This window comes from Paraburkholderia sp. A1RI-2L (assembly GCF_048957375.1).
Classification (GTDB): domain Bacteria; phylum Pseudomonadota; class Gammaproteobacteria; order Burkholderiales; family Burkholderiaceae; genus Paraburkholderia.
In genome coordinates this window covers 477977-501596 of record NZ_JARBTA010000002.1, presented here as the reverse complement: position 1 = coordinate 501596, position 23620 = coordinate 477977, and the positions used below count along the sequence as shown (strand labels likewise).

Sequence of the window (23620 nt, the reverse complement as noted above, 5' to 3'; positions counted from 1 at the left end):
CGCGCCGCGGCCCGGAGGCGGGCTGCCATATAACCCGTGAGCACGGAGGAACAGCGTGTGCGGGGCGATCCTGCGACGCATTTCGCTACGAGGTATATGCTGCCTGCCAGCCCTCGCGGAGTCGCCCGCAAACCCTTGCTCGACCGGCAGTTTAGGAGCCGGGATGGGTAAAGTCAACAGTATCTTATGTCTTATATAAGACATATCTATTGCGTCCAAAAGGGTAGATTTCCGGGGGGCTTTATGTTGAAATGCGCGCCATGAGTGCGAACCCGGTCAGCAACGCGAATTCATCCGCTCCCGAGAGTGGCGCCAACGCGTCTGCGTCCGCTTCAGCAGCGGCAACGTCTCCCACCTTCAGTCCGCTCTATCAGCAGATCAAGGGGCTCATTACACAGAGCCTCGTGTCCGGCGAATGGAAGCCCGGCGAGATCATCCCCAGCGAAGTCGAACTGGCCGCCCGTTACAAGGTGAGCCAGGGGACCGTGCGCAAGGCGATTGATGAACTCGCGGCCGATAACCTGCTGGTGCGCCGTCAGGGCAAGGGCACGTTTGTTGCAACGCACAATGAAGAGCGCGCGCAGTTTCGCTTCCTGCGATTGCTGGCCGACGACGGCGCGGAGCACCCGCACGTGAGCAAGCTGCTCGAGTGCCGGCGCATGCGCGCGTCCTCCGACATCGCGCGTCAACTGGAACTCAAGCCCGCCGATCCGGTAGTGCTGATCCGACGCCTGCTGGAATTCGACGGCGAGAGCACCGTGCTCGATGAAATCTGGTTGCCCGGCGGCGTGTTCCGCGGCCTGACGGCCGAGCGTCTCGCCGAATACAAAGGACCGCTCTACGCCATGTTCGAAGCGGATTTCGGCACGCGCATGATTCGTGCGAGCGAGAAGATTCGCGCCGTGGCCGCCGAGCCCATGGTTGCAGACCTGCTCAACATTCCGGCCGGTTTTCCTTTGCTATCTGTCGAGCGGGTGTCCTATACCTATGGAGATCGTCCGGTCGAGGTCCGCCGCGGTTGGTATGTCACAACTGGGTACTACTATCAGAATGACTTGAGTTGATGAGGGAAGCGCCCGCGCAGGAAGGGGCGGACGCACCTCATGCGCTGACATCTCGCACGCGCACGCGCGGTTCCAGAGTGGGGATTTCGCTGCAGCGCGATATGAAAAGGCGCTAAAATTGCGTATTAGTGTTAACACATAGTAGGGGTCTAGCATGGCTGAAGCCACAAAAAAACCGAGGCCGGAATTCCGGAACATCGGGCTTGGGCAAATATTGTTCGCATACCGCCTGCCACTCGCGGGGCGCGTGTCGATCGGCCACCGCGTGAGCGGTGCGCTGCTGTTCCTGTTCTTGCCTTTCCTGCTGTTCCTGTTTGACCAGAGCCTCACTTCGGAGCTCAGCTTCGAGGTCTTCAAGGGCTTCCTCTCCAACATCGTCGTCAAGCTCATCGTGCTGCTCCTCGGATGGGCGTTCCTGTTTCACTTCTGCGCCGGCGTACGCCATCTGTCCATGGACTTCAGCCATGACCTCGTGAGCAAGGAAAAGGGCAAGTCGACCTCGCTCGTGGTCGTTGTCATCTCCACGGTTCTCACGATCGCCTTCGCGGCCAAACTCTTCGGAGCGTTCTAATAATGTCGGCTAAAAACGGTATCGGTCCGAAGCGTCTCGTCGTGGGCGCTCACTACGGCCTGCGCGACTGGATTGCCCAGCGCGCCACCGCCGTGATCATGGCGATCTACACGGTCGTGCTGCTCGCGCTGTTCTTCGGTGCACACGATTTTTCGTACGACGGCTGGGCCTCGATCTTCTCCGCGCAGTGGATGAAGCTCGCCACGTTCGTCACGCTGCTCGCACTGTTCTATCACGCCTGGGTTGGCGTGCGCGACATCTGGATGGACTACATCAAGCCGGTCGGCCTGCGCATCACGCTGGACGTCCTCACGATCGCATGGCTGCTGGGCAGCCTCGGCTACGCCGCTCAGATTCTCTGGAGAGTGTAAAAGAATGGCTGCAATCAAGAATTCTCTGCCGCGTCGCAAATTCGACGTGGTCATCGTCGGCGCGGGCGGTTCGGGGATGCGCGCTTCGCTGCAACTGGCGCGTGCTGGCCTCTCGGTCTGCGTGCTCTCGAAGGTGTTCCCGACGCGTTCGCACACGGTTGCGGCGCAAGGCGGCATCGGCGCTTCGCTCGGCAACATGAGCGAAGACAACTGGCACTATCACTTCTACGACACGATCAAGGGTTCCGACTGGCTCGGCGACCAGGACGCGATCGAGTTCATGTGCCGTGAAGCACCGAACGCCGTCTACGAACTCGAACACATGGGCATGCCGTTCGACCGCAATGCGGACGGCACGATCTACCAGCGCCCGTTCGGCGGCCACACGGCCAACTACGGAGAGAAGCCGGTGCAACGCGCTTGCGCGGCGGCTGACCGTACCGGTCACGCGCTGCTGCACACGCTGTACCAGCAGAACGTTGCAGCGAAGACCACGTTCTTCGTCGAATGGATGGCGCTGGATCTGATCCGCGACGCCGAAGGCGACGTGCTCGGCGTGACCGCGCTCGAAATGGAAACGGGCGACGTCTACATCCTCGAAGGCAAGACCACGCTGTTCGCCACGGGCGGTGCGGGCCGTATCTTCGCGGCGTCCACCAACGCGTTCATCAATACCGGTGACGGCCTCGGCATGGCGGCTCGTGCGGGCATCGCGCTGCAGGACATGGAGTTCTGGCAGTTCCACCCGACCGGCGTGGCCGGCGCGGGCGTGCTGATCACCGAGGGCGTGCGCGGCGAAGGCGGCATTCTGCGCAACTCGAACGGCGAGCGCTTCATGGAGCGCTATGCGCCCACGCTCAAGGACCTCGCGCCGCGTGATTTCGTCTCGCGCTCGATGGACCAGGAAATCAAGGAAGGCCGCGGTGTCGGCGCGCACAAGGACCACGTGCTGCTCGACCTCTCGCACATCGGCGCCGAGACGATCATGAAGCGTCTGCCGTCGATCCGCGAAATCGCGCTCAAGTTCGCGAACGTGGACTGCATCAAGGAACCGATCCCGGTCGTTCCGACGATTCACTACCAGATGGGCGGCATCCCGACCAACATCAATGGTCAGGTCGTCGGCACGCCGAAGGGCCACGAAGAAGTCGTCAACGGCTTCTACGCCGTGGGCGAATGCTCGTGCGTCTCGGTGCACGGTGCAAACCGTCTGGGCACGAACTCGCTGCTCGACCTCGTGGTGTTCGGCCGCGCTGCCGGCAACCACATCGTCAAGCACGTGAAGGAGCTCAAGGAGCACAAGCCGCTGCCGGCAGATGCCGCCGACTTCTCGCTCGCGCGCCTCGCGAAGCTCGACAACTCGACCTCGGGCGAGTACGCGCAGTCCGTCGCGAACCAGATCCGCGGCTCGATGCAGAAGCACGCTGGCGTGTTCCGTACCTCGGCGCTGCTTGCGGAAGGTGTCAAGGACATCGCGCAGGTTACCGAGCAGGCGAAGCATATCCACCTGAAGGACAAGTCGAAGGTGTTCAACACCGCGCGCGTCGAAGCGCTCGAAGTGGCGAACCTCGTAGAAGTTGCGCAAGCAACGATGGTGTCGGCGGAAGCCCGCAAGGAAAGCCGCGGCGCGCATGCACAAAGCGACTACGAACACCGCGACGACGAAAACTGGCTGCGCCATACGCTGTGGTTCAGCGAAGGCAACCGTCTTGAATACAAGCCGGTTCACATGAAGCCGCTGACCGTCGAGTCCGTGCCGCCGAAGGCGCGTACGTTCTAAGGCACACGCCAGTCAAAAGGAATTTGGAAATGGCCAAACGTATTTTTGAAGTCTACCGCTACGACCCGGACAAGGACGCGGCGCCGCGCATGCAGTCGTACGAGCTGGAAATCACGCACGAGCGCATGCTGCTCGACGCGCTGGTCAAGCTCAAGGAACTGGACGAGACGCTGTCGTTCCGCCGCTCGTGCCGCGAAGGCGTGTGCGGTTCGGACGCCATGAACATCAACGGCAAGAACGGTCTGGCGTGCCTCACGAACCTGAACGAACTGCCGCAGAAGATCGTGCTGCGTCCGCTGCCGGGCCTGCCCGTCGTGCGCGACCTGATCGTCGACATGACGCACTTCTTCAACCAGTACCACTCGATCAAGCCGTACCTGATCAACGACACGCCGCCGCCCGAGAAGGAGCGTCTGCAGTCGCCCGAACAGCGCGACGAGCTCGACGGCGTGTACGAGTGTATTCTGTGTGCGAGCTGCTCGACGTCGTGCCCCAGCTTCTGGTGGAATCCGGACAAGTTCGTCGGCCCGGCAGGTCTGCTGCAGGCTTACCGCTTCATCGCGGACAGCCGCGACGAAGCCACTGGCGAGCGTCTCGACAACCTCGAAGACCCGTACCGCCTGTTCCGTTGCCACACGATCATGAACTGCGTCGACGTTTGCCCGAAGGGGCTGAACCCGACGAAGGCGATCGGCAAGATCAAGGAACTGATGGTTCGCCGCGCGGTTTGACGCTGCGTACCTGAAATAAGCGAAATGGAATCGCATCAGTCTGACCCCCATCGCCGCGCGCGCCTTCGCTGGCGCGCACGGCGCGGTCTGCTCGAAAACGATCTGATTTTCGAGCGTTTTTTCGACCGCTACGAGCATGACCTCAGCGACGCCGACGTGGGTGCTCTCACACGCCTGCTCGAGCTGAGCGATAACGACCTGATGGACTTGCTGCTTGCGCGCAAGGAACCAGAAGGCGACCTTGCCGACCCGGACGTGAAGCGGGTGCTGGAGCTGCTTCGCAACGTTTGAGATGCTGCGGCGTTTGCAGGCGTGCCTGCGAGCGCCGCGCCGAACGACACTATCGAATCCCGTGTTTACCTTCGATTGAGGATGTGCTATGACCCCGTCTGATGTAAAAGCCACGCTATCGTTCAGCGATAATTCGCCGAGCGTCGAACTGCCGATCTACAAGGGCTCGATGGGCCCGGACGTGATCGACATCCGCAAACTGTACGGTCAGACCGGCAAGTTCACGTATGACCCGGGCTTCATGTCGACGGCGGCGTGCAACTCGGCCATCACGTACATCGACGGCGACAAGGGCGAGCTGCTTTATCGCGGCTACCCGATCGACAACCTCGCGCAGAACGCCGATTTCCTCGAAACCTGCTACCTGCTCCTGAAGGGCGAGCTGCCGAACCTCGCGCAAAAGACCGAGTTCGTGAAGACCGTCACGCAGCACACGATGGTGCACGAGCAGATGCATTTCTTCTTCCGTGGCTTCCGCCGCGACGCACACCCGATGGCGATTCTGGTCGCTGCGGTGGGCGCGCTTTCGGCGTTCTACCACGACTCGCTCGACATCAATAACCCGCGTCACCGCGACATCTCGGCCATCCGCATGATCGCCAAGCTGCCGACGCTGGTGGCGATGGCGTACAAGTACTCGATCGGCCAGCCGTTCGTGTACCCGCGCAACGAACTTTCGTACAGCGCGAACTTCATGCACATGATGTTCTCGAACCCGTGCGAAGAGTACAAGATCAATGACGTGCTCGTGCGCGCGCTCGACCGCATCCTGATCCTGCACGCCGACCACGAGCAGAACGCTTCGACTTCGACGGTGCGTCTGTCGGGTTCGTCGGGCGCGAATCCGTTCGCGTGTATCGCTGCCGGTATCGCGTGTCTGTGGGGCCCGGCGCACGGCGGTGCGAACGAAGCCGCGCTGAACATGCTCGAAGAGATCGGCTCGGTCGACAACATCCCCGAGTTCATCAAGCAGGTCAAGGACAAGAACTCGGGCGTGAAGCTGATGGGCTTCGGTCACCGCGTCTACAAGAACTACGATCCGCGCGCGAAGCTCATGCGCGAAACGTGCCACGAAGTGCTCAACGAGCTCGGCCTGCACGACGATCCGCTGTTCAAGCTCGCCATGGCGCTCGAAAAGATCGCTCTGGAAGACGAATACTTCGTGTCGCGCAAGCTGTACCCGAACGTCGACTTCTACTCGGGTATCGTGCAGCGCGCACTGGGCATCCCCACGTCGATGTTCACCTGCATCTTCGCGATGGCGCGCACGGTGGGCTGGATCGCGCAGTGGAACGAAATGATCGCCGACCCCGAGCAGAAGATCGGCCGTCCGCGTCAGCTCTTCATCGGCAGTACGCCGCGCGAAGCGAAGCCGATCGCGCAACGGTAAGCCGAGTGGTGTTCACGCGGCGCGCTGTGTGAGACCAAGCTGAGCGAAACGAAAATGCCCCGACCGGGTTTGCCTGGTCGGGGCGTTTCTCTTTCAACGTTTCTCTTTCAAATCCACCCATCGATCTTCAGCCCACTCGCTTTCTCGGCCTCTTCGCGCGAGACTTCGCGCACGGTCTGGCCGAAGCTCCACACATGGCCTTCCGGGTCGCACGCCACGTAGACGCGGTCGCCGTAGAACTGGTCGTCGGGCTCGCGCAAGATCTTCGCGCCCGCCGTGCGTGCACGTTCGCAGTGCGTATCGATTTCGCTCTTCAGCTGCACGTGCACCGACTGCGTGTTCTTGCCCTCGAGCGCGGCGGGGCTCGTGGCAGGCATGCCGGGCCACTCGCCGCAAATCATCACGTAGCCGTCTTCGAAGCGCATCTCCGAGTGGCAGAGCTTGCCGTCAGGCGAGGTCACGACGAACTGGCGTGTGAAGCCGAACGCCTTTTCGAGCCAGTCGAGCGCTGCGAACGGATCGCGGTAGTAGAGGGCTGCTCCGAAAGCCGGACGTTTAGAGGTGCTGTTCATGATCGTCTCCTTGAGTTGTGACCGGACCTGACGCTTGAGTGCCGGGTCCGGTCCCATGCAAAGCGGTGGGCGAGGACCGCGTGGGTACACGAGCCGCGAATCCGGCAGCAGCGCAATTTGTGTGCGTGGTAGCCTCGTTCTGCCGCTGTGCTGCGGATATCCGAGCATCCGTGGAGCGCGCACCCGTCATTACCTGCGGGGTAATCGCCGGCGCTCGTGCGCTCGTCGACTATGAGGTCATCTGCCACGCAGCAATCTCATCAACGAAAGGAGCGACGACCATGAACCACGATGCGCGTCTTGCGACCCTGCCTGGCTTTATCCGCGTGAACGACCATACTGCGCTGCACTATCGCGACTGGGGCACGGGCGCGCCGCTCGTTTTCCTTTCGGGCTGGACGCTCAACGCCGACATGTGGCAGTACCAGAGCGTGCCGCTCGCGAAAGACGGTTTTCGCTGCGTGGCGTACGACCGTCGCGGGCACGGACGTTCGAACGATCCCGGGCAAGGCTACGACTACGATACGCTCGCCGACGATCTGGAGGGCGTGCTCGACGCGCTCGATCTCTCGGGCGTGACGCTCGTGGGACACTCGTTCGCGAGCGGCGAAATCGTGCGCTATTTGAGCCGTCACGGCGCGCGGCGCGTGGCGGGCATCGTGCTGCTCGCGCCGGCCTCGACGCCTTATCTGCTCAAGACCGCCGACAACCCCAACGGCCTCGACGCAAGCCTGTTCGCGGCCTCGCTCGACGAGATCCTGACTTCGTTTCCCGACTGGATCGAGCGGCGCGCGCTGGAGTATTTCGCGCCAGGCACATCGCGCGCCGCGATCCAGTGGACCGCCGACATGATGCTGCGCGCCTCGCTCCACGCGGCGGTGCAGTTGAACCGGATTCAGACCTCGACGGACTTTCGCCGCGAGCTTGCGCGCATCGACGTGCCCGCGCTCGTGCTGCACGGCGATAGCGATGCATCGGCGCCGCTCGAGTTGACCGGCAGGCCCACTGCGGCGCTGCTCGTGCGTGCCGCGCTCAAGGTCTACGAAGGCGGCACGCACGGCATGTACCTGAACCAGGCTGCGCGTGTGAACGCGGATATCGCTGCCTTCGCGCGCCTTTGCGCGGCGTGAATTGTCGATGCCGGGCGAGCGGCCGCCGGGTTGGCCGCCGTTCGTCCACAGCCGCCCACGGCGAATCCTTTATGATGGAGCGCGCCCCAATTCCTGAGCCGCTCCATGTTTTTTGCCGCGAACTCCCTGCACCGCCGCCTGAGCATCGCCATCGGTACGCTGGCGATTTTCGTCGGCCTGCTGGGCTCGCTCGGCACTTTCCTGGTGGTGCGCAGCCTCGCGAGCGAATTCAGCGCGAGCCTGCGCGATGCCGCCGCGCACGTGCAGTCCGGCGTGCCGCACCGTCATGCCGGGCCGAGCAGCGAGCCGAACGGCGTGCGTCTTCCCTCCGACGACCTCGTCGTGCAGATCTGGTCCGCCCACGACACTACCGCGCCCAGCCGCACCAGCGACCCCGACATCGCGCTGCCGCGCGCGCCGAAGGGCTACTCCTCGCTCCAATACGATGGCGAGGCCTGGGACGTCTTCGCGCTCGCCACCGGCGACGAGCAGATCCAGGTCGCGGAGTCGCGCAGCATGCGCAACCGCAATGCGCTACGCGTGGCGTTCTGGAGCCTGCTGCCGGTGCTCGCGCTGCTGCCGCTGCTCGCGTTGACGATCGCCGTGACTGTGCGGCTTTCGCTGCGGCCGCTGGAGCGCGTCGGGAGGCGCGCGGCGAAAGTCGATCTGCACGAGCTCAAGCCGCTCGATGCGCGGAAGGCGCCTGTGGAACTGCGACCCTTCGTCGAGTCGATCAACCGCATGATCGAGCGCCTTTCGGTGCTCCTGAACGCCGAGCGCAAGTTCATCGCCGATGCTGCGCACGAACTGCGTTCGCCCATTTCGGCGATGCAGTTGCAGATCGACAACCTGCGCGCCGCGCCGCCCGATCAGTACCACGAACGCTTCGAAGAACTGCGGCGCGGCGTGGCGCGCACGGGTTCGCTGGTGTCGCAATTGCTCGGCCTTGCGCGCGCCGAGATCGGCGGCGCGCAGCGCGCGGTCGCCGACATCGCATTGCCGCAACTCGTGACCGACGTGCTGGCCGATCTGCTGCCGCTCGCCGATGCGCGCAGCGTGGATCTGGGCGTCGAGCGTCTGGACGACGCGAGCGTGCGGGCGACCGAGGCGGATATGCGCATGCTGGTGCGCAATCTGGTCGACAACGCGGTTCGTTACGGGCGCGAGGGCGGGCGCGTCGACGTGACGGTGCGCCGCGATGCGCAAACGGCCACGATCGAAGTGACCGACGACGGCCCCGGCATTGCCGTGGAAGACCTGCCGCATGTGTTCGACCGCTTCTTTCGCGCGCGCGGCAACGACGCCGAAGGCAGCGGCCTTGGGCTCGCGATCGCGCAGGCGCTGGCGCAGCGTTACGGCGCTCGCGTGACGCTGGAAAATCGCAGTGACGGGCAGTCCGGCATCGTCGCGCGCATCGAGCTGCCGCTGACCGGAGGCGAACCACACTCACCGACGCAACCAGATACTGAGGAAAACTGAGCAATGCGGATTCTCCTGATCGAAGACGATCTGCTGATCGGGCCGGCGCTGTTGCGGGCATTGAAGGACGCCACATATAGCGTCGACTGGGTGCGCACGGGCGAGAGCGGCCGCGCGGCCATCCGCGACGGCTCGTACACGACCGTGCTGCTCGACCTGGGCCTGGGCGACATGAACGGCCTCGACGTGCTGCGCGGCCTGCGCGAAGCCAACGACGCCACGCCGGTCATCATCATCACCGCGCGCGACGATGTGGATACGCGCGTCGAAGGCCTCGACCTCGGCGCCGACGACTACCTCGTCAAGCCGTTCGAGAGCAAGGAGCTGCTCGCGCGCATTCGCGCGGTGGTGCGGCGCAAGTCGGGCTTCGCTTCGTCGACGATGGGCAGTGCGCGCGTGACGCTCGACATGAATGCGCGGTGTCTCGCCTTCGACGGTCGGACCGACGATCTTTCGGCGCGCGAGTACGCGCTCATGCTCGCGCTGCTGGAGCGGCCCGGGGCGATTCTCTCGCGCCAGCAACTCGAAGAGCGACTCTACGGCTGGGGCGAGGAGGTGGAGAGCAACGCCGTCGACGCCGTGATCTACAGCGTGCGGCGCAAGTTCGGTCACGCGGTTATTCGCAATGTGCGCGGGCTGGGCTGGGCCGTGTGCGTTTGATCGTCGACGTTTGACGTCCGCCGTAAAGAGAAAAAACGGCGAGCGTGGTGCTCGCCGAATGGCATGCGAAGCGGGGGAGGCGCCTGGGCGCACGCCGAAACCGGAGGCTATGAAGGTGAAGTGCGGGCGGCGCTATCGTAGCGATGAGGCGCTCATGAGGCCAGCAGCCGCTGCCACGGATGCGCGCGCCACGCGGTCGCGAGCGCGCCGACCCAGTCGGCTTCGTTCTGCGCGAGATGGCGGTCCGCATGGATCGCGACGAGGCACAGGCTCAGCACCTCGGCGCGCAGCGCCGGATCTTCGAGTTCGCGCATGACTTGCTGCATCACGCCGGAGTCGAGCTTGCAGGCGTCGCTCCAGTTCAGGTGCGCGTTCGTGAGCAGATCTTCGCAAAGGTCTTGCAGGATCGTGCCGAATTCACCGGGCGCGAGGCCGAGCCGGTCCGCGATGCGCGCGTGATGCACGGCCGCGAGTTCGTCGGCGCTGAGATGGCCATTGGCAAGCAGGGCGATGGCGACGATCCGGCCCGCAGCCTGCGGGCTGTTGCTGGTGTAGGTTCGCATGGTCGGGTGTCCCGGAGGTGGAAGCATCGAGGCGCGGCCGTTCAGTCGAACAGGTCGCCGAACCACGATTTGCGGCGGCGTCCATGGCCGCCTTGACGTTCGTGCGCGCGGCGCTGCCCGTGATCGTCGAGGCGTTTGCCGTGATGCGAGCCTTGCTGCGCACTGTAGCCGTCGTCGAGATATTGCTGCGAGACGGCGCGCGATGCCGCTGCGCGGTCAATCAGCTTGTCGAGCTTGCCGCGATCGAGCCAGACGCCGCGGCATTGCGGGCAGTAGTCGAGTTCGACGCCTTGACGTTCCGAGATCGCGAGCGTGGTGTCAGGGCAGTTCGGGCATTTCATGATGCGCTCCAAAGAGATTGACAGTCGCAGCCGGTGGACCCGGCGCTGCGGGCCGGCGCGGCTGCGATGGAATTCATCCTCGCAGAGAAAAATGAGCGAAAAATGAGGACGGCGCCTTTGCCTTCGATCCGCGATCCGCTTACCGTGCTTCCAGACTGCCGCCCTCGTGGTCATGCGGCCGGGTCTTGATGAGCGACACCACCACGCCGCCCGCGAGCAGCGCCGCCGTCACGCCGAGGCTCAGCAGCGCGGGAATCTTGCCCACGATGCCCACCAGAAAGATCTTCGCGCCGATGAAAACCAGCACGAGCGCGAGCGCATGCTTGAGGTAGTAAAAGCGGTGCGCCATGGCCGCGAGCGCGAAGAACAGCGCGCGCAGGCCGAGCACGGCGAAGATGTTGCTCGTGTAGACGATGAACGGATCGGTGGTGATCGAAAAGATCGCCGGGATCGAATCGACGGCGAAGATCAGATCGGCGAACTCGACCATCAGCAGCGCCACCAGCAGCGGCGTGGCGAAACGCTTGAGCTTGCCGGTCGACGGATGCGCGCGCCGCACGATGAACGCGCCGCCTTCGAGCTGCGGCGTGACGGGCAGTACGCGGCGGATCAGGCGCAGGATCTTGCTGTCTTCCACGCCGGTTTTTTCGCTGGCCTTCCCGCTTGCCTCTTCCTTCGAGCCGAGCAGCATCTTCACGCCGGTCACGGCGAGAAAGAGGCCGAACACGAACAGCATCCACTCGAACCGCGCGACCAGCGCCGCGCCGAGCCCGACCATGATCGCACGCAGCACCAGCACGCCGACGATGCCCCAGAACAGCACGCGATGCTGATACACGCGCGGCACCGCGAGCGCGCCGAAGATCGACGCGATCACGAACACGTTGTCGAGCGAGAGCGATTTTTCGATGAGGTAGCCGGTGAGGTACTCGGTGGCCGGCGCGGCGCCAAGCTGCCACCAGATGAAGCCGCCGAACAGCACGCCCACTGCGATATAGCCGAGCGAGAGCCACAGGCTTTCGCGGATGCCGATCTCGCGGTCGTCGCGATGGAGCACGCCCAGATCGAGCGCCAGCAACACGATCACCACCGCGAGGAAGGCGGCCCAGAGCCAGGCAGGCTGTCCGAGGAAGCTGGCAGTGAAAAGCGGCGGGAGCATGGGGCGGTCCTTATCGTGACGTTGTGATGCCGTGCTGCATGGGGCGCGTTCGGGCCTCGGCCCAAACGTCAGCGTAACGACGAAGAATGAGGCGTGAATGAGGGAGGCGAATGCGAGCGCTTTGGCATAGGAGGCTCGATGTTTGACATGGATCCAGCGAAGAGACTTATGTTTCGCGCTTCGCTTATCCCCGAAAAATGCGGTGCTAAATTTGTCGGCTTTGAAAACAACGAGGAATGACAAGAATGACGCCAATCAGAGCGGGCATGGTCTGCGGTCTTGCGGTGGCATTGAGTGCCTGCGCCGGTCTTCAGAATATCGACCCCAATGCCGCGGTTTCGGCCGGATCGACGCTGCTCAAAGCCGCGACCCTTTCGGATAACGACGTGATAACCGTCTCGGTCGAGGCGTGCCAGGCGAGCGATGCTAAGTCTCCGGTCGCGGCGCCCGGCAGCGCCTATGCGAAGCGGCTCGCGAGCGTGATGAGCGGCTTCGGCGACATGGCCTTGAACGGGCAGAAGATCGACTACAAGGTCTACATGCAGAAGGATGTCAACGCATGGGCCATGGCGAACGGCTGCGTGCGTGTCTATAGCGGCCTGATGGAGATGATGAGCGACGACGAACTGCGCGGCGTAATCGGGCACGAGATGGGGCACGTCGCGCTGGGCCATTCGAAGAAGGCGATGCAGACGGCCTGGGCCGTGAGCGCGGCCAGAACAGCCGTGGGCGCCACCGGCATCTCGGGCGCGGCGGCGTTGAGCTCGTCACAGCTCGGCGACCTGACCGAGAAGTTCATCAACGCGCAGTTCTCGCAGTCCCAGGAGCGCGCGGCGGACGACTATTCCTTCGATCTGCTGAAGAAGAAGGGCATGAATGAGCGCGGACTGGTCACGGCGTTCCAGAAGCTGGCGACGCTCGACGGCGGCCAGAATTCGATGATGAGTTCGCATCCGTCCTCGCCAAGCCGTGCCGAGCACATTCAGAACCGGATCAATAAGGAAGGGTGATGGGGGCAGACATGCATCGAACGGAGTTTGATGCGTGTCAGGTGTGCGTCCGGACTTCATCGCTACGATGCCTGCTTTCACTTTGCTCCGGCGCCACACATGATTGCCCGCTTTCTCTTCGTCCCGCTGTGGGTTGCCGCATTGACGGGCAGTGTTCATGCTCAGGCCGGTGGGCCCCCGATTCCGCTCGATACGCCAGTCCGGCAATACGGCGGCCCACTCCAGCAGAACCTCAACACTGCGATCGCACCGGCTGCAACGAACCCGTCGAGGTTCGACAAGCGCTGCCGGGATCTTGCCGATTCCTATAGCGAGTCGTTCAGGTCGCCGGGTCCGGCCCAGTCAAACGCGGTTGTTCCGAACTACGGCGAGAGCGGCGAGCAGGTCAATACCATGCAGGCATACCACCAGCGACAGGATGCCGAGAAGGCGTTTCGCGACGCCGGTTGCCGATAAAAGCCGGCCTCAGAACTGATAGTTAATCGAAATATCGCAGACCCCATCGGTTTTGCTCTGGATGATCGGGCTGTCTGCGGCGCTGCCTAGCAGGCGCCGCAGGGCGCCATCGGCGCTGACGAACCAGTGCTTGTTCACGAAATACACCATCGTGATGCCGAAACCCGCTGACTTCAGGCCCGCGCTGGCACTGTACTGCCGGTAGCCGGAAGCGGCAGCTTGCTGCGGCGTCACGCCGAACCAGCTTTGCATGTAGTTCGAGTCGGCGAAGGTCACTGAGGGGCCGGCGAACCAGTAAAACGTCTCGTTGCTGCCAGGCAGCGGCATATAGGCGCCCAGGTCGGCGGTCCAGCCGTTCGAGCCGCCGAAGCTGCGCGTGAACGCCGCGCGAAATACCAGCGGAAATTCCTTCGACACGACATATTCCGCAGCCAGTTTCACTTCGGGCGCCGGGTTGATGTTGCCGAGACCGTTCAGGTGCTCGGGGTCGTCGTGGCCGCGCCGCCCGAGATCGTAGGCGGCGGCCACGCTCATGCGCCAGTTTTGGCCCTGCAGAACGTTTACGCCGAAGCCTTCGCCGGTGGAGCCGAACAGGAGGTCCTTGTAGCGGATGTCGATGCTCGGCCCGACGAGCATGTGATAGCGCTCCGAGCCGTCGTAGCGCGGCTGGAAGGTTGCGCCGACGCCAAGGCGCGCTTCCAGGGGCGGCCGGTCGGGCTCGAACAGCTTTTCCAGCGGGATGCCGGCGGAATACTGCCACTCGCCGAGCGGCGAAGGCGTTTGTGCCATGACGTGCGGCGCGAAGGCAGCGAGCATGCAGGCCGCGGCGGCGAGCGGCGCCCTCTGCAGAGCGCAAGGGGACTTCCTTCGGGGCATGCGAGGTGCGAAAAGCATTGGGCCTCCGTGATTGCCTGATGGGACCTGTTCCTGGAGTGAGCAGACCACAGGCGCGCGGTGTCTGTTCATTCAGTGTGATGGAACCATATTCTCGCCGTCCGTGCGGCGTCGCGCGTCACGCAATCGGCGTGCCGGCTCGCACAGCCTTCGGAAAAACAACCGGAAAAACAAGGGTTTCCCGGCGCGCGTGCGCAACGGCGCAGCCGTGAACGGCTGGCGCCGCTCGCCGGGTAACATCGATACAGGTATCGTCACTACCACCCAACTCACTGTTTTTTATCGCTTTTTTTCGCCCGAGGCGATGCGGGCGGCGCGTTTCGCGTGGCATAATCGGTTCACAACATCGATTCATAACGCACCATCCCCGCGGTCACTCGCAGTCATTCAATCCCCGCATATCATGGCAAAGACGCTCTACGACAAGTTGTGGGACTCCCATGTGGTCCACACGGAAGACGACGGCACGACGCTCCTCTATATCGACCGTCAGCTGCTGCACGAAGTCACCAGTCCGCAGGCATTCGAAGGACTGAAGATGCACGAGCGCCCGGTGTGGCGCATCAGCGCGAACCTGGCCGTTTCCGACCATAACGTGCCCACCACGGACCGCAGCCACGGCATCGCCGACCCGGTCTCGAAGCTCCAGGTCGACACGCTCGACGCGAACTGCGACGCCTTCGGCATCACGCAGTTCAAGATGAACGACCAGCGCCAGGGCATCGTCCACATCGTCGGTCCGGAGCAGGGCGCGACGCTGCCGGGCATGACCATCGTTTGCGGCGACTCGCATACTTCCACGCACGGCGCGTTCGGCGCGCTTGCACATGGCATCGGCACTTCGGAAGTCGAGCACGTGCTGGCCACGCAAACGCTCCTGCAGAAGAAGAGCAAGAACCTGCTCGTGAAGGTCGAGGGCCAGCTGCCGCGCGGCTGCACCGCGAAGGACATCGTGCTCGCCATCATCGGCAAGATCGGCACGGCGGGCGGCACGGGCTACGCCATGGAGTTCGGCGGCTCGATGATCCGCGGTCTCTCCATGGAAGGCCGCATGACCGTGTGCAACATGGCGATCGAAGCCGGCGCGCGCGCGGGCATGGTCGCCGTGGACGACACCACGATCGACTACCTGAAGGGCCGCCCGTTCTCGCCGCAAGGCGTGGAGTGGGATCAGGCCGTCGAGTACTGGAAAACCTTCAGTAGCGACGACGGCGCGCAGTTCGACCGCGTGGTCGAGCTCACTGCCGCCGACATCGTGCCGCAGGTTACCTGGGGCACGTCGCCGGAGATGGTCACCTCGATTGACGGCCGCGTGCCCGATCCCGAGCGCGAAAAGGACCCGGTCAAGCGCGACGCGATGGAACGCGCGCTCCAGTACATGGCGCTCGAGCCGAACACGCCGATCGAGTCGATCAAGCCCGACAAGATCTTCATCGGCTCGTGCACCAACGCGCGCATCGAAGACCTGCGCTCGGCCGCTTACGTCGTGAAGAAGCTCGGCCGCCGCGTGGCGTCGAACATTCGTCTCGCGATGGTCGTGCCGGGCTCGGGCCTCGTGAAGGCGCAGGCCGAGCGCGAAGGCCTCGACAAGGTGTTCACGGAAGCGGGCTTCGAATGGCGCGAGCCGGGCTGCTCGATGTGCCTCGCGATGAACGCCGACCGCCTGGAGCCGGGCGAGCGTTGCGCGTCCACCTCGAACCGCAACTTCGAGGGCCGTCAGGGCGCGGGCGGGCGCACGCATCTCGTGAGCCCGGCCATGGCCGCCGCAGCGGCAATCGAAGGGCATTTCGTCGACATTCGCAAGCTGGCTTGAGCACTGAACCAGGAACAAGGAAAAGAGCGATGAAGGTCTCTGCACTCGCGCGTCGCGCGGCGTTATTCGCCATGGCGGGGTGGCTCCTCGCGCTGGCCGGCTGCAACACCGTGGCCGGCGTGGGCGAGGACATCAGCGGCGCGTCGCGCGCAGTGCAGAAAAAGCTCTAACCCGCCTGGCTTGCTGCCGGCGCTTTCGGCTTCGTCCTGAAAGCGCCTGGCGCGATCAGCATCCATCAGGATCACGGATCATGGAAAAATTCATCGTACACACCGGCGTCGTGGCGCCGCTCGATCGCGAAAACGTGGACACCGACGCGATCATCCCGAAGCAGTTCCTCAAGTCGATCAAGCGCACCGGCTTCGGCCCGAATGCCTTCGATGAATGGCGTTACCTCGACCACGGCGAGCCGGGTCAGGACAACTCGAAGCGCCCGCTCAACCCGGACTTCGTGCTGAACCAGCCGCGCTATCAGGGCGCATCCATTCTGCTCACGCGCAAGAACTTCGGCTGCGGCAGCTCGCGCGAGCACGCACCGTGGGCGCTCGATCAGTACGGTTTCCGCGCGATCATCGCGCCGAGCTTCGCCGACATTTTCTATAACAACTGCTTCAAGAACGGCCTGCTGCCGATCGTGCTCTCCGAGTCGGACGTCGATCATCTGTTCAACGAAACGAATGCGTTCAACGGCTTCCAGCTCACCGTCGATCTGGACAGGCAGGTCGTGCGCACGGTGGACGGCGCGAAGGAATACCCGTTCGAAGTGGCCGCGTTCCGCCGCTACTGCCTCCTGAACGGCTTCGACGACATCGGCCTCACGCTGCGCCACGCCGACAAGATCCGCCAGTTCGAAGCCGAGCGCCTCGCGCGCCAGCCGTGGCTGAAGAACCGCGTCATCTGATCAACGCAGAACGACATACAACGAGGAATCACAGGATGAAGATTGCAGTGTTGCCGGGCGACGGCATTGGTCCCGAGATCGTCAAGGAAGCCGTCAAGGTGCTGGGCGCTCTGGGCGAGAAGTTCGAGCTCGAAGAAGCGCCCGTTGGCGGCGCGGGCTACGAGGCGAGCGGCCATCCGCTGCCCGAGGCTACGCTCGCGCTGGCGAAGGCCGCCGACGCGATCCTGTTCGGTGCCGTGGGCGACTGGAAGTACGACAAGCTCGAGCGCGCGCTGCGTCCCGAGCAGGCCATTCTGGGCCTGCGCAAGCATCTGGAGCTGTTCGCAAACTTCCGTCCGGCGATCTGCTATCCGCAATTGACGGGCGCTTCGTCGCTCAAGCCGGAAATCGTTTCGGGCCTCGACATCCTGATCGTGCGCGAACTGAATGGCGACATCTACTTCGGCCAGCCGCGCGGCACGCGCGAAGCGCCGGACGGCAATTTCAAGGGTGCGCGCGAAGGCTTCGACACGATGCGCTACGCCGAGCCCGAAGTACGCCGCATCGCGCACGTGGCCTTCCAGGCCGCGCAAAAGCGCCAGAAGAAGCTCACCTCGGTCGACAAGGCCAACGTGCTCGAGACCTCGCAGTTCTGGAAGGACATCATGATCGATGTCTCGAAGGAATACCCGGACGTCGAGCTCTCGCACATGTACGTCGATAACGCCGCCATGCAGCTCGTGAAGGCGCCCAAGGCGTTCGATGTGGTGGTCACCGGCAACATGTTCGGCGACATCCTCTCGGATGAAGCCGCGATGCTCACGGGCTCGATCGGCATGCTGCCCTCGGCCTCGCTCGACAAGAACAACAAGGGCCTGTACGAGCCTTCGCACGGCTCGGCGCCGGACATCGCGGGCAAGGGCATTGCCAATCCGCTCGCGACCATTCTGTCGGCCGCGATGATGCTGCGCTACTCGCTGGGCCGCGCCGAACAGGCGGACCGCATCGAGAACGCGGTGAAGAAGGTGCTCGAGCAGGGCTATCGCACCGCCGATATCGTCACGCCGGACTGCAAGCAGGTCGGCACGGCCGCAATGGGAGACGCGGTGGTCGCGGCGCTGTAAAGCCATCGCGAAAGGGCATGCCTCGGTTGAATCAGGCGTGCCCTTTTTTCGAGGCGCGGGTTTAAAACGGCAGCGCCGATAAGGCGTATCGAAAATAGTGGAAAATGCGGGTAGCCCCGCGCGAAATTGCGGTTTTCGTGTATATTGCTCCGATGGCGACGATCTCCCAGATCACCTTTGTTTCGAAAATCCACGGCACGGCCCGTGCGATTTCGCTCGCTATCGCCACGCAAAACACCACGAAAACGATTATTACCAAAACGATCATCACTCGTTGATCGCTCGTCGTGCCCGCTTAATTCCCCGCGCGGCCACGCCGGGCGAGCGAAGCGGGGAAGTTGTCCATTTCAAGGGTTAATCATGAACGTAGGTCTCGTAGGTTGGCGCGGCATGGTCGGGAGCGTGCTGATGCAGCGCATGCAGGAAGAACGCGATTTCGACCTGATCGAACCGGTGTTTTTCAGCACCAGCAACGCAGGCGGCGCAGCGCCGTCGTTCGCCAAAAACGAGACGAAGCTCAAGGACGCGAACAGCGTCGATGAGCTCAAGAAGTGCGACATCATCATCACGTGCCAGGGCGGCGACTACACCAACGAGGTCTATCCGAAGCTGCGCGCAGCGGGCTGGAACGGCTACTGGATCGACGCGGCTTCCTCGCTGCGCATGAAGGATGACGCGGTCATCGTGCTCGACCCGGTCAACCTCGACGTTATCAAAGACGCACTCGTCAAGGGCCAGAAGGATTTCATCGGCGGCAACTGCACGGTCAGCCTGATGCTGATGGCACTGGGCGGCCTGTTCCGCGAAAACCTCGTCGACTGGATGACGGCCATGACGTACCAGGCTGCTTCGGGCGCAGGCGCGCAGAACATGCGCGAACTGCTCTCGCAGATGGGCGCGCTCAACGCCGCCGTGGCCAGCGACCTCGCGAATCCGTCGTCGGCGATTCTCGACATCGACCGCAAGGTGCTCGCCACCATGAACAGCGACGCCATGCCCACGGCGAACTTCGGCGTGCCGCTCGCGGGCTCGCTGATCCCCTGGATCGACAAGGACCTCGGCAACGGCATGTCGAAGGAAGAGTGGAAGGGCGGCGCCGAAACCAACAAGATCCTCGGCAAGCCTGCCATGGGCGAGCCGGGCTCGATTCCGGTCGACGGTCTGTGCGTGCGCATCGGCGCGATGCGCTGCCACTCGCAGGCGCTCACCATCAAGCTCAAGAAGGACGTGCCGCTCGACGAGATCGACGGCATCCTCGCTTCGGCCAACGACTGGGTCAAGGTCGTGCCGAACCAGCGCGAAGCTTCGATGCGCGATCTGTCGCCGGCAGTCGTCACGGGCACGCTTTCGGTGCCGGTCGGCCGTCTGCGCAAGCTCGCGATGGGCGGCGAGTATCTGTCCGCCTTCACGGTCGGCGACCAGCTCCTGTGGGGCGCCGCCGAGCCGCTGCGCCGTATGCTGCGCATTCTGCTCGACAAGTGAATGAATTAAACTACGCGCCTAATGACGCGTAGACAGGGTGATAAAAGCGCCGCGCCAGTCGCGGCGCTTTTTTATTTCCGGAAGGTTTCCGTGCGCCGGGCTTTCGTGCGCCGGGCACAACTGGCCGGTTCACCCACAACAAACCCCGTTTCATCGACTGCCGCGCGAGCGGTGTGCCAGGGCATCTGATGATCGTTCGATTTGAAGCCGTTTCCGATTCAGTCAATCCAGCCATGAAAATGCGGCGGACTGCCGTTGCGGTGTCCGCGGCGCTGCTGGTCGCCATGGCCGGCGCTTCCGGTATGGTTCATGCGCAAAGCGGCGCGGCGGCTGCCGCTGCCACATCGGGTGCTGCGGGGGCATCCGCTCCTGCGGCGGCGCTGCCCATAGTGGGGCAATACACCATCCACCCGGGGCAGTCGCTGCACGATGTGGCGGTCGACGTCACGCAGTCGCACGACAAAGCGGTGATCGCGCGCGCGAGCCAGGCGCTGTTCGACGCGAACCCTTCGGCGTTCATGAAACGCGACCCGAGCCGCCTCAAGGTGGGCGCCGTGCTGAACGTGCCGGGAACGCCCGATATGGCGAGCGCAGCAGCCGGTGCTTCGGCGCCTGCGGTTGCCGGCGCGGCAAGTGCACCCGGTGCTTCGGCTGCCATTGTTGCGGGCGCGAGTTCAGCGGCCGAGGCGGCGGCTCCGGCTTCGACTACGACTGCCGTTGCTACAGGCGCGAGCGCGAGCACCAATGCCGGTGCGATGGCAACGAGTGGCGCGGCTGGCGCATCGGCGCCAGCGGCCAGCGCAAGCGTTGCGAGTGCGCCGGCTGTGTCCGCTGCTTCCGCCGAAGCGAGCGCGAGTGCAGTCCCCGCGCCGGCCAGCGACCCTCATTCGTGGAGCGGCGCAGTCCAGGCGGCACCGCCCGCCGCGGCGGCGTCCGCTATACCGGGTTCGGCGGCGTCGACACCTAAGGTGTCGAGCCTGCAACAACTGCTTGCTCTCAAGAATCGTGTGCTAATGGCCTTGCAACAGCACGGCATCGGCAAGCCCGTGCCGGTGGCTGGCGCACCGGCCGGTACGCAAGGGAACGCCGCTGCCGGAGGTGCGGCGCCGGGCGCGAACGGCGCGCAGCCCGAGGTCTCTCCGATCACGCTTGGCGGCGTGGCCGCGGTAATGCTGGCATTCGTCGCGCTGGTCGTGCGTGTGCTCATGCGCAAACGTCGCAAGCCTGTGCCGGAGGCCCGAGAAAGCGCGGTTGAGCCGCCCGCTGCTACGCGCCCGACCGGGCGCGAGGATGCGCCGGCGGAACCCGCAGCGCCGGTAGCGCCCGCTGCGCCAGCAGCGCCGCTGGCGACCGGCGCAGCCCCTGCTGTCGTGAAGGCGAAAGCCGAAGAGTCGGCGGAAGAGTCGGCGGAAGAGCCGCCGCGCGACGCCGCGCAAGAACACGGCGAGCACGCCGAACCCGGCGACGAGGCGCCGTCGCCGCAAGAGCTGGCAGAGTTGCCCACGCTGGGCGAAACGATTGAGCCGGCCCATCAACCCGAAACGCCGCATCACGCCGAAGCCGACATCGACGAAACGAGCGCCGCCGCGCCCGAGGCAAGCCGTGCCGAGCCGCGTCCGATCGAGCTGACGATGCCGGGCGCGCATCCCGAACCGCATGCGCACACGGCAGAGGCCCAGGCCCCGGCCGCGCCCGCCGAATCCGCCGCGCCGCCTCTGCATGAACTCGCGATGCCGGGCGATCACTCCACACCCGCTGTCCCATCAGAACAACAAGCAGAAGTCGCAATGCCACACGTGGAAGTCCCGCAAGAGTTTCCGAAGTCCGCCGTCGATGCTTTGGGCGGTCTCGACATGCCGCTGCCGCCGCGCGTCGAAACGCCCGAGCCCATGCCGGGCGTCCCGCTCTCGACGGAGCCAGTCGCCACCCCCGAGACGACCGCGCGCCAGGCGCTGCCGTTCGGCCAGCCGCCTGTGCCGCCTGCCGGCGAGGCCATCGAAGTGGGCATTGCGGGCGCGGGCTCGATCGCCGGGCTGGGCGCGCCGCGCTTCGGCCCGCTCACGCTCGATTTCGACCTGAATCTGCCGGCCGATTCCGCCGAGCCGCTGCCGGTCTTCACGCCGGAGCAACTCTCGCGCATCGCCCGCAACAAGCTCGACCTCGCGCACGAATACATCGCGCTCGGCGACCTGGCCGGCGCTCGCTCGCTGATCAACGAGGTGATCGAGTCGAACGACCACGCCACGCGCGCCGATGCGCAGGCGTTGCTGTCGACGCTCTCGCCGCTTTCCTGACGCCCGCCATATGCGTATCGCGCTAGGAATCCAGTACGACGGGGCCGCCTACTGCGGCTGGCAATCGCAGCCGCACGGCAAGACGGTGCAGGACGCGCTCGAGCGCGCGCTGCGCGAGTTCGCCACCGTGCCGCTGCCCACCGTGGTCGCGGGCCGCACCGACACGGGCGTGCACGGCCTCGGCCAGGTCGTGCACTTCGACACCGACCTCGACCGCGCGCCGTTCTCGTGGGTGCGCGGCACCAACGCGTTTCTGCCGCCGACGGTGGCCGTGCAATGGGCGCAGCCGATGCCCGAGGCGTTCCACGCGCGCTTTTCGGCGTTCGAGCGCACGTATTACTACGCGCTCTACGTGAACCCGGTGCGCTCGCCCATGCTGGCGGGGCGGGCCGGCTGGATCCACACGCCGCTCGACGTGGACGCCATGCGCGAAGCGGCCGCCTGCCTGATCGGCGAGCATGATTTTTCGGCGTTCCGCTCGTCGGAGTGTCAATCGAAGACGCCCGTGAAGCACCTGTATCAGATCGATATCCGGCCGCTGGGCGATTTCATCCACTTCCGTTTTCGCGCGAACGCGTTTCTCCACCACATGGTGCGCAACCTGATGGGCTGCCTCGTGGCCGTGGGGCGCGGCCGCTACCCGGCCGCATGGATGGCCGAGGTGCTGGCCGGGCTCGATCGCACCAAGGCTGCGCCGACCTTCATGCCCGATGGCCTGTATCTTGCGCAAGTAGGCTATCCTGAAGAGTTCGCCGTCCCCGCCGCGCATACGGCCAGCGTGCCGTGGAGCACCGTCTGGGCCGACGCCAGCCCGACGTGAGCCCGCAAAACGCGAAACACCCCAACCCGCCATCGAGTCTCGATTCATGACGACAGCAGAACACCCCGCCATCGCTGCCATGCACCGCACGCGCATCAAGCTGTGCGGGCTTTCGACACCCGAGGCGGTCGCGCACGCCATCGACCTGGGCGCCGACGCCATCGGCCTCGTGTTTTATCCGCCGAGCGCGCGCTCGGTGAGCGTGGCGCAGGCGGTCGAGCTCACCCACGACATTCCGCCGTTCGTCTCGGTGGTGGGCCTGTTCGTGAATGCCACGCCGCAATGGGTCGGCGAGGTCGCGAGCAACGTCTCGCTCACGCTGCTGCAGTTTCACGGCGACGAAACCCCCGACCAATGCGAATCGCTGGCCTCGGTTGCCGGTTTGCCCTGGTTGCGCGCATTGCGGGTGGCGGCCGATACTCGCAAAGCCGATTTGATAGAATCGGCAAATCGTTATTCATCAGCCAGCGGCCTGCTGTTCGACACCCATGTCGAAGGTTACGGCGGCGGCGGGAAGGTCTTCGATTGGTCACTTATCCCCGCAGGGCTCGCGCGTCGGGCCGTTTTAAGTGGTGGCTTGAACGCGCAAAACGTCAGTGATGCGATTCGCCAGGTGCGTCCGTTCGCCGTCGATGTCTCCAGTGGCATCGAGGTCCCGGGCGCGAAGGGCGTGAAAGATCACGCCCGTATGGCGGCGTTCGTGCGCGCAGTGCGCGAAGCGGACGCGGGATAATTTCTTGGACCA

Annotated in this window: 26 protein-coding genes; 21 read left to right on the top strand and 5 right to left on the bottom strand. The window is 64.4% G+C overall.

Annotated elements, in window-relative coordinates; genetic code table 11:
• The first annotated feature begins 251 nt into the window (after positions 1–251).
• The 7 genes from PWP93_RS17110 to gltA all read left to right on the top strand — a co-directional run bounded on the left by PWP93_RS17110 (position 252) and on the right by gltA (position 6198).
• Complete coding sequence (locus PWP93_RS17110) at positions 252–1064, top strand: GntR family transcriptional regulator (protein WP_421026022.1); 813 nt, start codon at positions 252–254, stop codon at positions 1062–1064.
• Positions 1065–1218: 154 nt separating this feature from the next.
• Positions 1219–1635, top strand: coding sequence for a succinate dehydrogenase, cytochrome b556 subunit (sdhC, locus tag PWP93_RS17105; protein WP_421045242.1), 417 nt, complete (start codon positions 1219–1221; stop codon positions 1633–1635).
• Between the two features lie 2 nt (positions 1636–1637).
• Complete coding sequence (sdhD, locus tag PWP93_RS17100) at positions 1638–2006, top strand: succinate dehydrogenase, hydrophobic membrane anchor protein (RefSeq protein WP_035531259.1); 369 nt, start codon at positions 1638–1640, stop codon at positions 2004–2006.
• Positions 2007–2010: 4 nt separating this feature from the next.
• The gene (gene sdhA / locus PWP93_RS17095) at positions 2011–3786 is read left to right on the top strand and encodes a succinate dehydrogenase flavoprotein subunit (protein ID WP_421045241.1); all 1776 of its coding nucleotides are present in this window, start codon (positions 2011–2013) and stop codon (positions 3784–3786) included.
• A gap of 29 nt (positions 3787–3815) precedes the next feature.
• On the top strand, positions 3816–4517 hold the full coding sequence (locus PWP93_RS17090; RefSeq protein WP_035531265.1) for a succinate dehydrogenase iron-sulfur subunit: 702 nt from the start codon (positions 3816–3818) through the stop codon (positions 4515–4517).
• A gap of 24 nt (positions 4518–4541) precedes the next feature.
• Positions 4542–4808, top strand: coding sequence for a succinate dehydrogenase assembly factor 2 (locus PWP93_RS17085; RefSeq protein WP_027797784.1), 267 nt, complete (start codon positions 4542–4544; stop codon positions 4806–4808).
• Positions 4809–4896: 88 nt separating this feature from the next.
• Positions 4897–6198: a citrate synthase gene (gene gltA / locus PWP93_RS17080; protein WP_421026020.1), complete on the top strand. Its 1302-nt coding sequence runs from the start codon at positions 4897–4899 to the stop codon at positions 6196–6198.
• A 107-nt stretch (positions 6199–6305) separates the two neighbouring features.
• Here gltA and PWP93_RS17075 read toward each other — a convergent pair whose 3' ends face one another.
• A complete protein-coding gene (locus PWP93_RS17075) occupies positions 6306–6770 on the bottom strand; it encodes a VOC family protein (RefSeq protein ID WP_421045240.1) in 465 nt (154 codons plus the stop codon).
• Positions 6771–7051: 281 nt separating this feature from the next.
• On the opposite strand from PWP93_RS17075, the gene PWP93_RS17070 reads away from it, so the two are divergent.
• The 3 genes from PWP93_RS17070 to PWP93_RS17060 all read left to right on the top strand — a co-directional run bounded on the left by PWP93_RS17070 (position 7052) and on the right by PWP93_RS17060 (position 10039).
• The gene (locus PWP93_RS17070) at positions 7052–7900 is read left to right on the top strand and encodes an alpha/beta fold hydrolase (RefSeq protein ID WP_421045239.1); all 849 of its coding nucleotides are present in this window, start codon (positions 7052–7054) and stop codon (positions 7898–7900) included.
• 105 nt (positions 7901–8005) lie between these two features.
• The gene (locus tag PWP93_RS17065) at positions 8006–9379 is read left to right on the top strand and encodes a sensor histidine kinase (protein ID WP_421045238.1); all 1374 of its coding nucleotides are present in this window, start codon (positions 8006–8008) and stop codon (positions 9377–9379) included.
• 3 nt (positions 9380–9382) lie between these two features.
• The gene (locus tag PWP93_RS17060; protein ID WP_421026016.1) at positions 9383–10039 is read left to right on the top strand and encodes a response regulator transcription factor; all 657 of its coding nucleotides are present in this window, start codon (positions 9383–9385) and stop codon (positions 10037–10039) included.
• Between the two features lie 152 nt (positions 10040–10191).
• On the opposite strand, the gene PWP93_RS17055 is transcribed toward PWP93_RS17060, so the two are convergent.
• From PWP93_RS17055 to PWP93_RS17045, 3 genes are all read right to left on the bottom strand, one after another.
• A complete protein-coding gene (locus tag PWP93_RS17055) occupies positions 10192–10602 on the bottom strand; it encodes a TerB family tellurite resistance protein (protein WP_421045237.1) in 411 nt (136 codons plus the stop codon).
• A 41-nt stretch (positions 10603–10643) separates the two neighbouring features.
• Positions 10644–10943, bottom strand: a complete 300-nt coding sequence (locus PWP93_RS17050; RefSeq protein WP_421045236.1) for a zf-TFIIB domain-containing protein — start codon at positions 10941–10943, stop codon at positions 10644–10646.
• Between the two features lie 139 nt (positions 10944–11082).
• Positions 11083–12102: a TerC family protein gene (locus PWP93_RS17045; protein WP_421045235.1), complete on the bottom strand. Its 1020-nt coding sequence runs from the start codon at positions 12100–12102 to the stop codon at positions 11083–11085.
• Positions 12103–12347: 245 nt separating this feature from the next.
• On the opposite strand from PWP93_RS17045, the gene PWP93_RS17040 reads away from it, so the two are divergent.
• Together PWP93_RS17040 and PWP93_RS17035 are read left to right on the top strand one after the other, a co-directional pair.
• Positions 12348–13112, top strand: a complete 765-nt coding sequence (locus PWP93_RS17040; protein ID WP_421045234.1) for a M48 family metalloprotease — start codon at positions 12348–12350, stop codon at positions 13110–13112.
• 99 nt (positions 13113–13211) lie between these two features.
• Positions 13212–13568 (top strand): hypothetical protein, encoded by a 357-nt coding sequence (locus tag PWP93_RS17035; RefSeq protein WP_421045233.1) that lies wholly within the window; start codon positions 13212–13214, stop codon positions 13566–13568.
• A gap of 9 nt (positions 13569–13577) precedes the next feature.
• On the opposite strand, the gene PWP93_RS17030 is transcribed toward PWP93_RS17035, so the two are convergent.
• Positions 13578–14384 (bottom strand): MipA/OmpV family protein, encoded by an 807-nt coding sequence (locus tag PWP93_RS17030; protein ID WP_421045232.1) that lies wholly within the window; start codon positions 14382–14384, stop codon positions 13578–13580.
• Between the two features lie 481 nt (positions 14385–14865).
• On the opposite strand from PWP93_RS17030, the gene leuC reads away from it, so the two are divergent.
• The 9 genes from leuC (at position 14866) to PWP93_RS16985 (ending at position 23608) form a co-directional block, all read left to right on the top strand.
• Positions 14866–16275, top strand: coding sequence for a 3-isopropylmalate dehydratase large subunit (gene leuC / locus PWP93_RS17025; RefSeq protein WP_421026009.1), 1410 nt, complete (start codon positions 14866–14868; stop codon positions 16273–16275).
• 29 nt (positions 16276–16304) lie between these two features.
• A complete protein-coding gene (locus tag PWP93_RS17020; protein WP_421026008.1) occupies positions 16305–16445 on the top strand; it encodes an entericidin in 141 nt (46 codons plus the stop codon).
• An 80-nt stretch (positions 16446–16525) separates the two neighbouring features.
• Entirely contained in the window at positions 16526–17176 is a 651-nt protein-coding gene (leuD, locus tag PWP93_RS17015; RefSeq protein ID WP_421045231.1) for a 3-isopropylmalate dehydratase small subunit, read from the top strand.
• A 35-nt stretch (positions 17177–17211) separates the two neighbouring features.
• Positions 17212–18279 carry a 3-isopropylmalate dehydrogenase gene (gene leuB / locus PWP93_RS17010; RefSeq protein WP_421026006.1) on the top strand — a complete coding sequence of 356 codons (1068 nt, stop codon included), beginning with the start codon at positions 17212–17214 and terminating at the stop codon, positions 18277–18279.
• Positions 18280–18383: 104 nt separating this feature from the next.
• The gene (locus tag PWP93_RS17005) at positions 18384–18557 is read left to right on the top strand and encodes a hypothetical protein (RefSeq protein ID WP_421045230.1); all 174 of its coding nucleotides are present in this window, start codon (positions 18384–18386) and stop codon (positions 18555–18557) included.
• A gap of 82 nt (positions 18558–18639) precedes the next feature.
• Positions 18640–19761: an aspartate-semialdehyde dehydrogenase gene (gene asd, locus PWP93_RS17000; protein WP_421045229.1), complete on the top strand. Its 1122-nt coding sequence runs from the start codon at positions 18640–18642 to the stop codon at positions 19759–19761.
• Between the two features lie 239 nt (positions 19762–20000).
• Positions 20001–22055, top strand: a complete 2055-nt coding sequence (locus tag PWP93_RS16995) for a FimV/HubP family polar landmark protein (protein ID WP_421045228.1) — start codon at positions 20001–20003, stop codon at positions 22053–22055.
• Positions 22056–22065: 10 nt separating this feature from the next.
• Complete coding sequence (gene truA, locus PWP93_RS16990) at positions 22066–22875, top strand: tRNA pseudouridine(38-40) synthase TruA (RefSeq protein ID WP_421026002.1); 810 nt, start codon at positions 22066–22068, stop codon at positions 22873–22875.
• 46 nt (positions 22876–22921) lie between these two features.
• Positions 22922–23608, top strand: coding sequence for a phosphoribosylanthranilate isomerase (locus PWP93_RS16985; RefSeq protein ID WP_421045227.1), 687 nt, complete (start codon positions 22922–22924; stop codon positions 23606–23608).
• Positions 23609–23620 lie beyond the last annotated feature (12 nt).

What these genes read in the sequence shown, in the direction of transcription:
- PWP93_RS17060 (WP_421026016.1), top strand. Translation starts at nt 9,383, where the DNA reads ATGCGGATTCTCCTGATCGAAGACGATCTGCTGATCGGGCCGGCGCTG.
- PWP93_RS17005 (WP_421045230.1), top strand. Translation starts at nt 18,384, where the DNA reads ATGCGGGTAGCCCCGCGCGAAATTGCGGTTTTCGTGTATATTGCTCCG.
- PWP93_RS17070 (WP_421045239.1), top strand. Translation starts at nt 7,052, where the DNA reads ATGAACCACGATGCGCGTCTTGCGACCCTGCCTGGCTTTATCCGCGTG.
- PWP93_RS17045 (WP_421045235.1), bottom strand. Translation starts at nt 12,102, where the DNA reads ATGCTCCCGCCGCTTTTCACTGCCAGCTTCCTCGGACAGCCTGCCTGG.
- sdhA (WP_421045241.1), top strand. Translation starts at nt 2,011, where the DNA reads ATGGCTGCAATCAAGAATTCTCTGCCGCGTCGCAAATTCGACGTGGTC.
- gltA (WP_421026020.1), top strand. Translation starts at nt 4,897, where the DNA reads ATGACCCCGTCTGATGTAAAAGCCACGCTATCGTTCAGCGATAATTCG.
- PWP93_RS17085 (WP_027797784.1), top strand. Translation starts at nt 4,542, where the DNA reads ATGGAATCGCATCAGTCTGACCCCCATCGCCGCGCGCGCCTTCGCTGG.
- leuC (WP_421026009.1), top strand. Translation starts at nt 14,866, where the DNA reads ATGGCAAAGACGCTCTACGACAAGTTGTGGGACTCCCATGTGGTCCAC.
- PWP93_RS16995 (WP_421045228.1), top strand. Translation starts at nt 20,001, where the DNA reads ATGCGGCGGACTGCCGTTGCGGTGTCCGCGGCGCTGCTGGTCGCCATG.
- PWP93_RS17030 (WP_421045232.1), bottom strand. Translation starts at nt 14,384, where the DNA reads ATGCTCGCTGCCTTCGCGCCGCACGTCATGGCACAAACGCCTTCGCCG.
- PWP93_RS17040 (WP_421045234.1), top strand. Translation starts at nt 12,348, where the DNA reads ATGACGCCAATCAGAGCGGGCATGGTCTGCGGTCTTGCGGTGGCATTG.
- PWP93_RS17050 (WP_421045236.1), bottom strand. Translation starts at nt 10,943, where the DNA reads ATGAAATGCCCGAACTGCCCTGACACCACGCTCGCGATCTCGGAACGT.
- PWP93_RS17075 (WP_421045240.1), bottom strand. Translation starts at nt 6,770, where the DNA reads ATGAACAGCACCTCTAAACGTCCGGCTTTCGGAGCAGCCCTCTACTAC.
- sdhC (WP_421045242.1), top strand. Translation starts at nt 1,219, where the DNA reads ATGGCTGAAGCCACAAAAAAACCGAGGCCGGAATTCCGGAACATCGGG.
- PWP93_RS17090 (WP_035531265.1), top strand. Translation starts at nt 3,816, where the DNA reads ATGGCCAAACGTATTTTTGAAGTCTACCGCTACGACCCGGACAAGGAC.
- PWP93_RS16985 (WP_421045227.1), top strand. Translation starts at nt 22,922, where the DNA reads ATGACGACAGCAGAACACCCCGCCATCGCTGCCATGCACCGCACGCGC.
- PWP93_RS17055 (WP_421045237.1), bottom strand. Translation starts at nt 10,602, where the DNA reads ATGCGAACCTACACCAGCAACAGCCCGCAGGCTGCGGGCCGGATCGTC.
- PWP93_RS17020 (WP_421026008.1), top strand. Translation starts at nt 16,305, where the DNA reads ATGAAGGTCTCTGCACTCGCGCGTCGCGCGGCGTTATTCGCCATGGCG.
- leuB (WP_421026006.1), top strand. Translation starts at nt 17,212, where the DNA reads ATGAAGATTGCAGTGTTGCCGGGCGACGGCATTGGTCCCGAGATCGTC.
- truA (WP_421026002.1), top strand. Translation starts at nt 22,066, where the DNA reads ATGCGTATCGCGCTAGGAATCCAGTACGACGGGGCCGCCTACTGCGGC.
- PWP93_RS17065 (WP_421045238.1), top strand. Translation starts at nt 8,006, where the DNA reads ATGTTTTTTGCCGCGAACTCCCTGCACCGCCGCCTGAGCATCGCCATC.
- PWP93_RS17110 (WP_421026022.1), top strand. Translation starts at nt 252, where the DNA reads ATGCGCGCCATGAGTGCGAACCCGGTCAGCAACGCGAATTCATCCGCT.
- asd (WP_421045229.1), top strand. Translation starts at nt 18,640, where the DNA reads ATGAACGTAGGTCTCGTAGGTTGGCGCGGCATGGTCGGGAGCGTGCTG.
- sdhD (WP_035531259.1), top strand. Translation starts at nt 1,638, where the DNA reads ATGTCGGCTAAAAACGGTATCGGTCCGAAGCGTCTCGTCGTGGGCGCT.
- leuD (WP_421045231.1), top strand. Translation starts at nt 16,526, where the DNA reads ATGGAAAAATTCATCGTACACACCGGCGTCGTGGCGCCGCTCGATCGC.
- PWP93_RS17035 (WP_421045233.1), top strand. Translation starts at nt 13,212, where the DNA reads ATGATTGCCCGCTTTCTCTTCGTCCCGCTGTGGGTTGCCGCATTGACG.